The sequence below is a fragment of the Sphaerisporangium siamense genome (genome assembly GCF_014205275.1).
In the GTDB taxonomy this organism is placed as follows: Bacteria; Actinomycetota; Actinomycetes; order Streptosporangiales; family Streptosporangiaceae; genus Sphaerisporangium; species Sphaerisporangium siamense.
The window spans coordinates 2,497,150-2,509,776 of record NZ_JACHND010000001.1 but is presented as its reverse complement, the minus strand read 5'-3'; the positions used below and the strand labels follow the sequence as shown (position 1 = coordinate 2,509,776).

The following is a 12,627-nucleotide window of genomic DNA, read 5'->3' as shown; positions in this document are numbered from 1 at the left end:
CGACGAGGGGCGCTGGATCAGGAGAGGGCGGTGGCGATGCGGTGGAGAAGGGCGGGCTCGTGGGGCGGCACGGTGCACAGGGTGAGGCCGAGGCCATCGGCGGCGGCGGTGGCCATGACGTCCAGGAAGACGGCGAACTGCTCGGGCGGCTCGGCGGCGAGAAGGCTCTCGGCGTGCTCGACGACGAAGGTCACCTTGCCCGCGGCGGTGACGTCGCGCAGGCAGTCGGTGAGGGCGTCCCAGTTGTGGCCGAAATAGCCGGGAAGGCGGAGGACCCGAGCCACCTCCGTGAAGAAGGCGGCACGGGTCTCGCAGGCGCGCCCGTCGGCGACCACGGGGACGGGGTCGATGGAGACCGTCAGCCAGTGCGGCAGCGGGCGCGAGGGCATGAGCGATTCCTTCGGGGTTCCTGAGGCGGCGACGGCCCCGCGGCTCTTGTCGCGGAGCCGTCCCTCTGAAGGTGCCTAGAGGCGGTAGAAGTCGGTGTAGTGGTTCGGCGAGAACCAGGTCGCGCCGGTGCTGCGGTTGACGACGATGCGGTACGCGTCACGCGAGGCGCCGCGCGCCCGAGAGTACACGTCGTACTCGTTGTAGGTGGCCCCGCTGGGAAGCTGACCCTCCCGGTTGTAGAACCGCCCGCCGGTGTAGTTGTACTTGCCGTCCGGCCAGGAGTACCAGCCGGCCGAGGTGGGGAAGCCCTTGCCGGCCCAGACGGACCGGGCGTAACGGGCGTCGTCGCACCGCGCGATGGTGCAGGAGCCGTACACGGACGCGGTGGCGGGCGTGACGCCGACCAGGGCGACCATGGAGATGAGGGCGGCGAGCACGACGAGGAGCCGTGCGGGCCAGTGCGGGCGGACGTGTCGCGGGGTGTGCACGAGGCCTCCATGCGGGGATCCGTGGGCTGTCAGCCCGAGAGTGACCGACACCCGTCAGCATCGCCGCCGAAAAGAGGTCAAACCAAGGCAAAGATCGCTAAAGCTCCGGTGAACTCTTCCCAGCCCCAAGGGGACGAGTTGTAGCTCCGTACCGAACGACCTGCGGTGTCGCACCGAAAGACCTGCGGGCCGTACTGAACCCACCGGCATCCGCGCGGGGGAATCCGAATCGCCGGACGGATGCCCTCCACCCCTGACAGGGAGGGCATCGCCCTCCGCCGCACAGGAGGACCCCCGCCGGCCGACCGCCCAGAGCACCGGGCAACGTCCAGAGCGGTCAGGTCAGAGAAGTGTCCGAACCGGCCGGAAGGATGCGGTCGATCAGAGAAGGATGGGGTCGGTCAGGCGAGGATGCGGCCGGTCAGGAGAGGATGCGGCCGGTCAGGGGAGGATGCGGCCGGTCGGAGAAGGTCGCGAGGCGGCCGGCGCAGGGTGAGTGGTCGTCAACGGGGGTCTGGGGCGGTCCAGTAGTGGTCCGCGGCCAGGATCAGGGCGGAGGCGCCGATCAGGCCGGCGTCCTGGCCGAGGGCGGCGGGGACGACGCGGACGCGGGCGGCGAACGCCAGGCGCGCATGCTCGCGCAGGGCATGCTCCAGGGGGTCGAAGAGCAGCGGGCCTGCCTGGGAGAGTCCGCCGCCGACGGTGACCAGGCCGAGGTCGCACAGGCTTGTCGCCGAGGCGATGGCGATGCCCAGCGCCCGGCCGGCGCGGGCGAAGGCGGCCCGTGCGACCGGGTCCCCGGCCGCCGCGTCCTCGGCCAGCCTGCGCCCGCTCGCCCGCTCGGCCTCCACGTACAGCACCTCGGATCCCCGGTCGCCCTCCGGCCGCGAGGAGACCACGCCGGCCCCCTCGACGTCCTCACCCGGCACCCCGGACCGCAGAACGTCCTCACCCGGCACCCCGGACCGCAGAACGTCCTCACCCGGCACCCCGGACCGCAGAACGTCCTCACCCGGCACCCCGGACCGCAGAACGTCCTCACCCGGCACCCCGGACCGCAGAACGTCCTCACCCGGCACCCTGGACCGCAGAACGTCCTCACCCGGCACCCTGGACCGCAGAACTTCCTCGCCAGGCAGCCCGGACCGCAGAAGGTCCTCGCCAGGCGCTTCCGGCCGTTGGGCACCCTCGCCGCCTGGGGCAGCGGCGGCCGGGCCGGAGGGCTGGGCGCGGCCGGAGAGCCAGCCGTGGGAGAGGGCCCAGGTGGCGAGGGCGGGGCCGCGGGCGACGGCCTCCAGGCAGCCGCGGCCGCCGCACTCGCAGGCGGGGCCGTCCGGGTCCACCACGACGTGGCCGATGTGTCCGGCGTTGCCCGTGCCGCCGTCGATCAGACGCCCGCCCAGGACGAGGCCGCCGCCGACCCCGGTGGAGACGACCATGCCGAGCATGTCGGCGCTCCCCCGCCCGGCCCCGCGCCAGTGTTCCGCGACGGCCACGCACACGGCGTCGTTGTGGACGCGCACCGGCACCCCTGGAAACCGCCCGGCGAGCCGTTCGCGCAGCGGGAAGCCGCGCCACCCGGGCATGTTGAGGGGGGACACCTCGCCGTCGGGCCAGGTCATCGGCCCGCCGCAGCCGACGCCCACGCCGATCACGGGCCGGTCGTTCCCCTCGCGCACGACCGTGTCCACCAGTCCGGTCAGCGCCGTCCACAGCGTCCCGGCGTCGCCGCCGGGCGGGGTCGCGACGCGGCGGGCCACGATGATCTCGCCGTCGGCGCCGACGAGGCCCGCGGCGAACTTGGTGCCGCCGATGTCGATCGCCAGCACCGCACCGGATTCACGCGACGCCACGCCGCCCACCGCCTTCGTCCATCACGACCGCCTCTGCGCCCGCGATGTACCAGGATCACACGCCGGCCGCCCCCGCCGTCATCGCTCCCCGCCCCGTGAACGCCGGCCGCTCGGCGCGCGGGCATCGACCCCGAGGTCAGACGCGGCGTGCGGCGCGTTCGCCGCCACCGGGACGGCCCGGAGCGCTGGAGAAGACCAGGATCGAGGCCGAGAAGCCGTGGACGTGGTTGTGGCCGGCGACCGGCCCGACCTCGCCCGCGGCGAAGAACCCGGCCATGCCGATCGGCCCGAGCGTGTCGTGCAGGGCGAGCGCGTCGTGGTCGGGGCTGCCGAACATGGCCGAGCCTCTGCCGTTGCACGAGAACAGCAGCGCGCCGTCGATACGGCCGCGCTCCTCGGCGTGCGCGTCGAGCAGCTCGTACAGGTCCTCGTCGGCCGCGGCGGCGTCGCGGACCTGGAAGCGGACGCTCTGGCCGATGTCGAGGACGTCCCCCACGGCCACGGCCTCGCGCTCGGGGTCGATGCCGAGGATGCCGCGGATGAGGAAGTCGCCCCGCTCGTGGATCTCCGCGTACTCGTCCATCGCGATGCCGATCTGCAGGCCGGAGGCCACCAGCTCGCGGTCGTCCTCGTCGAGGCCGCTGACGATGTCCTCCAGCCGGGCGAGCGCGGGCTGGCCCGCCAGTTCGAGCAGCAGGTTGTCCTCGGAGCGCGTGACGACCATGGTGGGGCCGATCGGGCGGCAGCCCTGGCTCACCACGGTGCTCACGTGGATGGGGCCGCTCAGCATGACGCCGATCGCCCCTTCGGTGTACATCTCGCCGCGGGCGAACAGGCGGACGGACCCCTGGCCGCGCATGCCGTTGGCCAGGCCGCCGACCAGCGGGAGGTCACCGAGGACGTCGGACGAGTGCTCGACGAAGGCGTCGGTGGGGAAGCTGTACGGGTCGGCGAGCAGGACGGCCACCTGGTCGTCGGGGTCGCGGTCGGGCAACCCGATGATCACGAACCGGTCCTCCATGCGGAGCGTCTCCAGCACGAAGGTGGTCGCGCGGCCGCCGTCCAGGCTGGCCGCCCAGGCGCTGACGGCGGAGGTGTGCTCGACGCCCTGGCTGTCGCCGATGACGCCGGTCGCGCTGCAGCCGATGACCTCGGCCCCGGGCGCCATGCGCATGGCGCGCAGGCCGGCGCGGGTGACCTCCTCGGGGTCCTCTCCGCAGATGAAGAAGCACACCAGGTCGGGAGGACCCGACAGGCCGGAGAGCGCCTGGCGCACGGCGCGCTCCGCCGCCAGCACCAGGTCGGAGTCCACGGCGAGACCGTCCGCGAACCGGCTCGTCAGCACTGCCACACGCCTCGCCTCCCCTTCTGTGCGAGTCGTAGTGTGTCGCTACGAGTTTGACCCTCTTGGCCGGATTCTCCCCACTACGGGAGTAACAACGCGCGCGTAGCGTCACACAATGGTCAAGATCCGAAATGTGTATAAGCTGCCACAAGCTTCCCCCGCGACGTAGTCTCGTTCCCGTGCATGAATCGCCCACACCGCGAAGTGACACCCCACAGGCCCGCACTCTCCGTGAGCTGCGCGAGAGTGGACACACCTATCGCACGGTCAAGGCGGAGATCCGCGAGAACCTGCTCGCCAGACTACGCGCGGGCGAGCCGAGATTCCCGGGCATCGTCGGATTCGACGAGACCGTGCTGCCCCACCTGGAGCGGGCGCTGCTGGCGGGACACGACCTGGTGCTGCTCGGCGAGCGCGGCCAGGGCAAGACGCGCCTGATCCGCACGATCACCGGCCTGCTCGACGAGTGGACCCCGGTGGTCGAGGGGTGCGAGATCAACGACCACCCCTACGCCCCCGCGTGCGTGCGCTGCCGCCGGCTCGCGTCCGAGCTGGGCGACGACCTCCCGATCGCCTGGAAGGGCCGCGAGGACCGCTACGGCGAGAAGCTGGCCACGCCCGACACCTCGGTCGGCGACCTGATCGGCGACGTCGACCCCATCAAGATCGCAGAGGGCCGCACTCTCGGGGACCCCGAGACCGTGCACTACGGCCTCGTGCCGCGCACCAACCGCGGCGTGTTCTCGGTCAACGAGCTTCCCGACCTCGCCGAGCGCATCCAGGTCTCCCTGCTCAACGTGCTGGAGGAGCGGGACGTCCAGGTCCGCGGCTACAACCTGCGCCTTCCCCTGGACCTGCTGCTGATCGCCAGCGCCAACCCCGAGGACTACACCAACCGCGGCCGCATCATCACGCCGCTGAAGGACCGCTTCGGCGCCGAGATCCGCACCCACTACCCGCAGACGCTGGAGGACGAGCTCGCGCTCATCCGCCAGGAGGCGGAGCTCAACTGGAAGATCCAGACCACCGACGACACGGTCGGCGCGGACGCCACGGGGCTGAGCGCGGAGCTGCCCGACCACATCGTCGAGATCCTCGCCCGGTTCACCCGCCTGGTCCGCGAGTCGACCGCGGTGGACTCGCGCTCGGGCGTCTCGGCCCGCTTCGCCATCGCCGCGGCCGAGACCGCCGCCGCCTCGGCGGTGCGGCGTGCCGCGATCACCGGCGAGGAGCGGCCGGTGACCCGGGTGTGCGACCTTCCGGGAGTCGTGCCCACGCTGCGCGGCAAGGTCGAGTTCGAGGTCAGCGAGGAGGGCCGCGAGGTCGAGGTGCTCGCCCACCTGCTGCGCCGCGCGACCGCGGAGACCTTCCGTGGCACGCTCGGCGGCATGGACCTGTCGGTGCTGCTGGACAAGTTCAGCGAAGGCGCCCAGATCGAGTCCGGCGAGCTGATCACCGCGACCGACCTCCTCCAGCGCATCGGTCCCGTCAACGGCCTGGCGAAGATCATGTCGGCGGTGGGCATGGGCGAGGGCGACGAGTCCCCCGGGCACGCCGCCGCGGCGCTGGAGTTCGCGCTGGAGGGCCTGTACCTCCTGCGGCGCCTGTCCAAGGACGAGGTGGACGGCGGGGCCGTCTATCGCACCTGAGACCACGCGCCCGCGCGGGCGGCCCGCAGGCCGTCCGCGCGGGGCGTCCATGATCCGGCCGTCCGCCGCACATCGGACCCGTCACGATTAGGCTGCCAAGAGATGAGTGGATACCGATACGGCGAGTACCACGACGGTCCCGATCCGCTGGCCCCCCCGTACGACGTGCGCGCCGCCCTCGACGAGATGGGCGACGCGATCTTGCAGGGTTCCACCCCCGCCGACTCGCTGCGCGACCTGCTGCGCCGCGGCCTTCCCGGCGCTCCGGACCGGCGCGGGCTGGACGAGCTGCTGCGCGAGGTGCGCAGGCGGCGGCGTGAGCTGAGCGAGCGCGGCAACCTCTCCGGCACGCTGGACCGGGCCCGCGCGCTGCTGGACAAGGCGATCGGCCAGGAGCGCGCCGAGCTGTTCCCCGACCCCTCCGACGAGGCGCGGATGCGCGAGGCCGAGCTGGACTCGGTGCCGTCGGACACCGCGAGCGCCGTGCAGCGGCTCGGCTCGTACGAGTGGCGCTCGGCGGCGGCGCGGCGGACGTTCGAGGAACTGCGCGACCTGCTGCGCAGGGAGGTTCTGGACAGCCGGTTCCGCGGCATGCGGGAGGCGCTGGCCGATCCCGACCCGGAGGCGATGAACCGCGTCCGGCAGATGATGTCGGATCTGAACGACATGCTGGATCGGGACTCCCGCGGCGAGCACACCCCGGAGCATTTTGAGCAGTTCATGGAGAAATATCGGGATTTCTTTCCGGAAAATCCTCGTAATCTCGATGAGCTCGTCGACATCCTCGCCCGCCGGGCCGCCGCCGCCCAGCGCATGCTCGCCTCCATGACTCCCGAGCAGCGCGCCGAGCTCCAGTCGCTGATCGACCAGACCCTCCAGGACGCCGGCCTCGCCGACCAGATGGCCCGCCTGAGCCGCTCCCTCTACGCCCGCCGCCCCGACCTGGCCTGGGACACGCCCGATCGGGTCGACGGCGAGCAGGGCCTCGGCATGGGCGACGCGGTGACCGTGCTGGAGGAGCTCGCCGACCTCAACGAGCTGGAGTCCGCCCTTCAGCAGGACTACCCCGGCGCGCGCCTGGACGACGTGGACGAGGCCGCCATCCGCCGGGCGCTCGGACGCTCCGCCGTGGACGATCTGGAGGCCCTGCGGCAGATCGAGCGCGAGCTGGAGCGCCAGGGCTACCTCCGCCGGCAGCGCGGCAAGCTGGAGCTCACGCCCAAGGCCGTCCGCAGGCTGGGCGAGACCGCCCTGCGGCGCGTCTTCGACTCCCTGGACGGCGGGCGGCGCGGCGACCACGACCAGCGGGACGCCGGCGCCGCGGGCGAGCTGACCGGCTCGTCACGACCGTGGCGCTTCGGCGACGAGCAGCCCCTCGACGTCGTGCGCACGCTGGTCAACGGCGTGCGGCGCGGCGGCGCGGGCGGCCGGGTGTCGCTGGCCGTGGACGACTTCGAGGTGGCGGAGACCGAGCGCCGCAGCGCGGCGGCGGTGTGCCTGCTCGTGGACCTGTCGTACTCGATGGCGCTGCGCCAGACCTGGGCGCCGGCCAAGCAGACCGCGCTGGCCCTGCAGGCGCTGGTGTCCTCCAAGTTCCCCGGGGACGCCGTGCAGATCATCGGCTTCTCCAACTACGCCCGGGTGCTCCAGCCGGAGGAGCTGGCGAGCCTGGAATGGGACATGGTCCAGGGCACCAACCTGCACCACGCCCTGCTCATCGCCGGGCGCCACCTGGACCGGCACCCGGACTTCGAGCCCGTGGTGCTCGTCGTCACCGACGGCGAGCCGACCGCCCACCTGACGCGCAACGGCCGCTACGCGTTCGAGTGGCCGCCCACACGCGAGACGCTGGAACTGACGCTCGCCGAGGTCGACAAGATGACCCGCCGCCGGGCGACGATCAACGTGTTCATGCTGGCCACGGACGAGCGCCTCAAGGACTTCGTGGACGAGGTCGCGCGGCGCAACGGCGGCCGGGTGTTCTCCCCCAGCGCCGACCGCCTCGGCGAGTACGTCGTCAGCGACTTCCTGCGCTCGCGCCGCACCCGCTGACCCCATCCTGGATTTGCCGATAAATGGCCTTATCGCGGCCAAGATGTGGGCACGATGCAATCGACGCCATTCCGCATGCCCGCATTAATCGCTTGCCGATCGAAATGCAAGCGCTCAGGATATTGATGGGTAAGTGCCCGCGACGGCCCCAGAGACGGGAGACCCGCTTCCGTCTGTCGTGAAAGGGGGGTGCCATGCTCGCGGCGGTCGCTCTCCTCTTCGTGATGATCCTCACCATCGCGATGTTCGAGCTCACCGTGAACAACCGGCCGCGTCCCCGGAAGCCGCCGGTGACCGGCGACGACGTCCCCGGCGAGTCCGCCGTCCGGGGTTCCACGGGCGCGCCCGGCCGCTGAGCCGGGCCGCTTCCGTCCGTGTCCGGGCGGGGAGCGTTCCCCGGCTGATCGGCGAGACGATAATGTCAACGCATGTCGTTTGCGGACAAGGTCCTGCTCTGGTTGCACATCGGTTTCGCGATCTTCGCGATCGGCCCGGTGACCGCGGCCACCAGCTTCACCCCGCGGTACATCCGGGCGCGTGACGTCGGTGTGCTGCGGCATTTGCACCGCACCACGCGGATCTTCGGAATTCTGACCCTCGGGGTGTTCCTGTTCGGCATCGCCCTCGGGCGCGTCAATCTCGGCAAGCCGTATCTGTCGGTCTCGATGACGTTGTTCATCGTCGCGGCGGTGCTGCTGGTCATGATCGACCGTGACCAGCGCACCGCCATACGCGTGCTGTCGAACGAGAGTCAGGAGGACGACGCCAAGGTGCAGACCGGCCGCATCGCCATGCTGTCCGGCATCTCGGCGCTGATCTGGCTGGTGATCCTCGTGCTCATGGTGTGGTTCAACCCCTGAGCGGCTCCTAGGCCTAGGGCGTGTTTCGAAGACAGGTGAGCCAGTCGTTGATGGCGGCGATGTGGGCGGTGGCCTCGTAGCGGACGGCGAGTTTGTCGTACCTGGTTGCGATGGCACGGTTGCGTTTGAGCAGGTTGATGCCGCATTCCACGGCGTGGCGGGCGCGGTAGAGCGCCGGGTCGAACTGTGGAGGACGGCCGCCGCGGCTGCCGCGCCGCAGCCGGGCGGCGATCCGGTCGGCAGGCTCAGGGATGACGCACCCGATCCGGCGCCGGCGCAAGTGAGCACGGATCGCCCGCGATGAGTACGCCTTGTCGGCCAGCACCACATCGGGCCGGGTACGAGGCCGCCCCGGTCCCGGCCGGGACACGCCGATCCCGGCCATGACCGCGTCGAACTGCGGTGCATCCCCGCGTTGCCCGGCCGTCACCACCAGCGACAGCAACCTTCGGCCCCGCTCACACGCCAGGTGCAGCTTGGTCGACAACCCGCCCCGCGAGCGCCCCAGAGCGTGATCGGCCGGCTCGGTCCGCACCCCGCCAGGCGGTTCGGCCTGCAACGTCGCATCCTTGCGAGCACCGGCCGCGTGCTGGTGCGCACGCACGATCGTGGAGTCCACCCCGACCTGCCAGCCGATCAGCTGTGCGGCATCGGCCATCGCCTGCAGGCCGGTCACGATGCCGTACCAGGCGCCGGAACGCTGCCAGCGGCGAAACAACCCGTACACCGCCTGCCAGGAGCCGTAACACTCCGGCACATCCCGCCAGGGCGCTCCCACCCGTGCCCGCCAGCGGATCCCATCGATGAGCTGCCGCTTGCTCCACTTCGACGGCCGTCCTGATCTCCTTGGCGCGGGCAGCAGCGGCTCCAGGCGTGCCCATTGCGCATCGGTCAGGTCAAACCGCCTCGTCACCGCTAAGGTGGCCACGAGGTCTCCGGTGTGAAGGTTCTTCTTGGTCGATCAACCTTCTATCGGAGACCTCACTGCATGTCCGGACATGACACGCCGTCACACAGCGGACTTCGAAACAGGCCCTAGGAGCCGAGCGCCTGGCTGAGGTCGGCCAGCAGGTCGTCCACGGTCTCGATGCCCACCGACAGGCGCACCAGGTCTCCGGGCACCTCCAGGGCCGAGCCCGCCACCGACGCGTGGGTCATGCGCCCCGGGTGCTCGATCAGCGACTCGACGCCGCCGAGCGACTCGCCGAGCGTGAAGATCCTGGTGCGGTCGCACAGCCGCACGGCCTCCTCCTCGCCGCCCGCCACGCGGAACGACACCATGCCGCCGAACCGGCGCATCTGCTTGGCGGCCACCTCGTGGCCCGGGTGCCCCGGCAGGCCCGGGTACAGGACCTCGGTGACCCGGGGGTGCGAGCGCAGCAGCTCGACGACCCGCTCGGCGTTGTCGCAGTGGCGCTCCATGCGCAGGGCCAGCGTCTTGATCCCCCGCAGCGTCAGCCACGCGTCGAACGGCCCGGCCACGGCGCCCATGGCGTTCTGGTGGAAGGCCAGCAGATCGCCGAGGTCGCGGTCGCGGGCCACCAGCGCGCCGCCGACCACGTCGGAGTGCCCGCCGACGTACTTGGTGGTCGAGTGGACGACCACGTCCGCGCCGAGCGCCAGCGGCTGCTGCAGGTACGGCGAGGCGAAGGTGTTGTCCACGACCAGCAGCGCGCCCGCCTGGTGGGCGATGGCGGCCAGCGCCTCGATGTCGGCGACGCCGAGCAGCGGGTTGGTCGGGGTCTCGACCCAGATGACCTTGGTCTCCGGGCGCACCGCCGCGCGTACCGCCTCCAGGTCGCCTAGCGGCACCGGGTCGAACAGCAGCCCCCAGCGCGCGAGCACCTTGGCGAACAGGCGGTAGGTGCCGCCGTAGGCGTCACCCGGGATGATCACGTGGTCGCCGGGCCCGCAGACCGCGCGCAGCACCGCGTCCTCGGCGGCCAGGCCCGAGGCGAACGCCAGGCCCCGCGTCCCCCCCTCCAGCGCGGCCAGGCACTCCTCCAGCGCGGTCCTGGTGGGGTTGGCCGAGCGGCTGTACTCGTAGCCGGCCCGGAGACCGCCGACGCCGTCCTGCTTGTAGGTGGACACGGCGTAGATAGGGGGGACCACGGCGCCGGTGTGGGGGTCGGCCTCCTGGCCCGCGTGGATCGCCAAAGTCTCGAAGCCATCTGTCATGGCCCCACGCTATATCCCCTCCCCTGGGACGAGCCCCTGCTCACGCCCCTACGGCGGAAGGACGAGCCCTGGATCGGCCGATCGTCCGATGGCATGAGAGGGGAACGCGCCTATCGTCGGAGGATCGTGGTAGATCGTACGGGCGTCGCACGTGGCCATCGCGGACGGCGCGATCACGCGGAGGCGGCTTTCGCCCGCGACGGCTGACGGGACCCCCGACCATGCTGGACGTCATCGGCAGGCTCACCACCCGCCATGTCCTGTGGCTGCTCCCGGCCTGGCTCGCGCTGCTGGCCGCGGTGGCGGCCGGCCGGCCCGAGACGCTGCCGGACGGGTACGGCCCGCTGCCGGCCGGTGTGCCCGGCGCGGTCGGAGCCGTCCTGGTGACGCTCGCGCTCGCGGTGGTGCTGCGGTCCCCCGGCGCGGCGCTGACGGCCGTGGCCGCCGCCGTCGCCGTGGACTGCCTGTCCTCCGGGCTGGTCTCCGGCCTCGGCCTTCCCGAGGCGCCCGCGGTCTTCGCCTACGGCACGACGCTCGCGTCCACGGCGATGCTGCTCCACCGCTTCCGAGAGCGCCGCAACGCCGGGGAGCCCGCCGCGCAGGCGATCGTCACCGCCCTGGAGCAGGTGGGGGGAGTCGTCGCGACCTCGGGGGCCGCGTGGATGGCCGCCTGCGCCGCGCTGCCGCTCGGCGCCTTCCCCGCGGGCCTCGGCCCCGCCCTGGCGCTCACCTCCGCGGTGGAGATGCTCGTCGTCCTCGCCTTCGTGCCGTGCCTGACGGCGGCGCTGCCGCGCCTGGTCGGGTGGCCGGGGCGGCGGCGCCGCGCGGGACGGCGGACGGTGCTGAACCGCCTGGGCCGGGCCGTCGCCGCCCGCCCGCGCGCCTGGACCGCCGGAGCGGCGGCGCTCATCGCCGCGATGGGGGCGGCCGGGCCCCTCCAGACGCGGGAGCCGCCGCCGTTCACGGTGATGGCGGTGGCCGGGGTGCTGGTCGCGCTGGTGGTCGCGCTCGTCCTGCGCAGCCTGATCGCCCCCGTCTACCTCACGGCGGGCGGCGTGCTGATCGCGTGGGCGGCGGGGACGGCGGCCACGCGGCCGGGCGAGCAGATCACCGTGTTCCTGTTCACGCTGGTCGCGACCGTGTCGGCCGCGCTGCTCGTGCTGGCCCGGGTGCGCGGGGCGGCACGCACGGGCCGCGACCCGAGGACCTGCTCGGCCCTGGCGGTCAAGTACGCGGGCCCGCCGGCGGTGGCCGCCCTGCTGGCGGCGGGCACGCTCGCCGGGGGCGCCCACGAGGTGCTCGCCGGGGTGTACCTGGTGGCCGGGGGCGCGGCGCTGGCGCTGGTCGTCGTGCCGGGGCTCGCCGCGATCCTGGGCGGCCGCGCCTGGTGGCCGGACGTCGCCTCCGGGGACGGCCCTCCGCCACTCGGGCCGGGCCAGGCCAGGGACCAGGGAAACCCTCGGGACCATGGGCACCACGGGGAACACCGGGACCACGAGGATCACGGCGTCGAGGACGCCGGTGAGCTCCGGGGCCTTCCGGAGGAGCCCTGGGGGGCTACTCGGCGGGAGATGGGTGAGCCGTACGATCCTTCCCTCGGATCCGGGACAGCAGCAGCGGATCGGCGAGGGCCAGGAGCGCGAACGCGGACACGGCCAGGATGAGCAGGAACACTGTGAGGAACGTCATTTCCCCTCCATTCGTGATACCAGCGTCGCCCACGGCGCCCCGGCCGCGCCTCGCCAGGAAGTCCGATCCGCCGGCCCCCCGGTCGTCCGAATGGCCGATCCTGTGGTCGGCCTTCCGGTTTAC

The 12,627-nt window shown here is 72.3% G+C and carries 11 protein-coding genes; 5 read left to right on the top strand and 6 right to left on the bottom strand.

What is annotated here, in order from left to right:
- Positions 1-17 precede the first annotated feature (17 nt).
- The 4 genes from BJ982_RS11715 to BJ982_RS11695 form a co-directional block, all read right to left on the bottom strand.
- Positions 18-389, bottom strand: a complete 372-nt coding sequence (locus BJ982_RS11715; RefSeq protein WP_184879414.1) for a barstar family protein — start codon at positions 387-389, stop codon at positions 18-20.
- Between the two features lie 75 nt (positions 390-464).
- Positions 465-878: a ribonuclease domain-containing protein gene (locus BJ982_RS11710; RefSeq protein ID WP_203959182.1), complete on the bottom strand. Its 414-nt coding sequence runs from the start codon at positions 876-878 to the stop codon at positions 465-467.
- Positions 879-1,381: 503 nt separating this feature from the next.
- Positions 1,382-2,731: an ROK family protein gene (locus BJ982_RS39255; protein WP_311772262.1), complete on the bottom strand. Its 1,350-nt coding sequence runs from the start codon at positions 2,729-2,731 to the stop codon at positions 1,382-1,384.
- 136 nt (positions 2,732-2,867) lie between these two features.
- The gene (locus BJ982_RS11695; RefSeq protein WP_239123107.1) at positions 2,868-4,082 is read right to left on the bottom strand and encodes an FIST signal transduction protein; all 1,215 of its coding nucleotides are present in this window, start codon (positions 4,080-4,082) and stop codon (positions 2,868-2,870) included.
- A 125-nt stretch (positions 4,083-4,207) separates the two neighbouring features.
- On the opposite strand from BJ982_RS11695, the gene BJ982_RS11690 reads away from it, so the two are divergent.
- From BJ982_RS11690 to BJ982_RS11675, 4 genes are all read left to right on the top strand, one after another.
- Entirely contained in the window at positions 4,208-5,725 is a 1,518-nt protein-coding gene (locus BJ982_RS11690; protein ID WP_184879412.1) for a sigma 54-interacting transcriptional regulator, read from the top strand.
- 102 nt (positions 5,726-5,827) lie between these two features.
- Positions 5,828-7,777 (top strand): vWA domain-containing protein, encoded by a 1,950-nt coding sequence (locus BJ982_RS11685; RefSeq protein ID WP_184879410.1) that lies wholly within the window; start codon positions 5,828-5,830, stop codon positions 7,775-7,777.
- A gap of 194 nt (positions 7,778-7,971) precedes the next feature.
- A complete protein-coding gene (locus BJ982_RS11680) occupies positions 7,972-8,133 on the top strand; it encodes a hypothetical protein (protein ID WP_184879408.1) in 162 nt (53 codons plus the stop codon).
- A 72-nt stretch (positions 8,134-8,205) separates the two neighbouring features.
- Positions 8,206-8,637 carry a hypothetical protein gene (locus BJ982_RS11675; RefSeq protein ID WP_184879406.1) on the top strand — a complete coding sequence of 144 codons (432 nt, stop codon included), beginning with the start codon at positions 8,206-8,208 and terminating at the stop codon, positions 8,635-8,637.
- A gap of 13 nt (positions 8,638-8,650) precedes the next feature.
- On the opposite strand, the gene BJ982_RS11670 is transcribed toward BJ982_RS11675, so the two are convergent.
- Both BJ982_RS11670 and BJ982_RS11665 read right to left on the bottom strand, forming a co-directional pair.
- Positions 8,651-9,550 carry an IS5 family transposase gene (locus tag BJ982_RS11670; RefSeq protein ID WP_311772216.1) on the bottom strand — a complete coding sequence of 300 codons (900 nt, stop codon included), beginning with the start codon at positions 9,548-9,550 and terminating at the stop codon, positions 8,651-8,653.
- 122 nt (positions 9,551-9,672) lie between these two features.
- On the bottom strand, positions 9,673-10,815 hold the full coding sequence (locus tag BJ982_RS11665) for a cystathionine gamma-synthase (RefSeq protein WP_184879404.1): 1,143 nt from the start codon (positions 10,813-10,815) through the stop codon (positions 9,673-9,675).
- Between the two features lie 221 nt (positions 10,816-11,036).
- Here BJ982_RS11665 and BJ982_RS11660 point away from each other — a divergent pair, with 221 nt between their 5' ends.
- Complete coding sequence (locus tag BJ982_RS11660; RefSeq protein WP_184879402.1) at positions 11,037-12,479, top strand: MMPL family transporter; 1,443 nt, start codon at positions 11,037-11,039, stop codon at positions 12,477-12,479.
- The last annotated feature ends 148 nt before the right edge of the window (positions 12,480-12,627 follow it).

What these genes read in the sequence shown, in the direction of transcription:
- BJ982_RS11715 (WP_184879414.1), bottom strand. Translation starts at nt 389, where the DNA reads ATGCCCTCGCGCCCGCTGCCGCACTGGCTGACGGTCTCCATCGACCCC.
- BJ982_RS11690 (WP_184879412.1), top strand. Translation starts at nt 4,208, where the DNA reads ATGTGTATAAGCTGCCACAAGCTTCCCCCGCGACGTAGTCTCGTTCCC.
- BJ982_RS11685 (WP_184879410.1), top strand. Translation starts at nt 5,828, where the DNA reads ATGAGTGGATACCGATACGGCGAGTACCACGACGGTCCCGATCCGCTG.
- BJ982_RS11680 (WP_184879408.1), top strand. Translation starts at nt 7,972, where the DNA reads ATGCTCGCGGCGGTCGCTCTCCTCTTCGTGATGATCCTCACCATCGCG.
- BJ982_RS11675 (WP_184879406.1), top strand. Translation starts at nt 8,206, where the DNA reads ATGTCGTTTGCGGACAAGGTCCTGCTCTGGTTGCACATCGGTTTCGCG.
- BJ982_RS11665 (WP_184879404.1), bottom strand. Translation starts at nt 10,815, where the DNA reads ATGACAGATGGCTTCGAGACTTTGGCGATCCACGCGGGCCAGGAGGCC.
- BJ982_RS11660 (WP_184879402.1), top strand. Translation starts at nt 11,037, where the DNA reads ATGCTGGACGTCATCGGCAGGCTCACCACCCGCCATGTCCTGTGGCTG.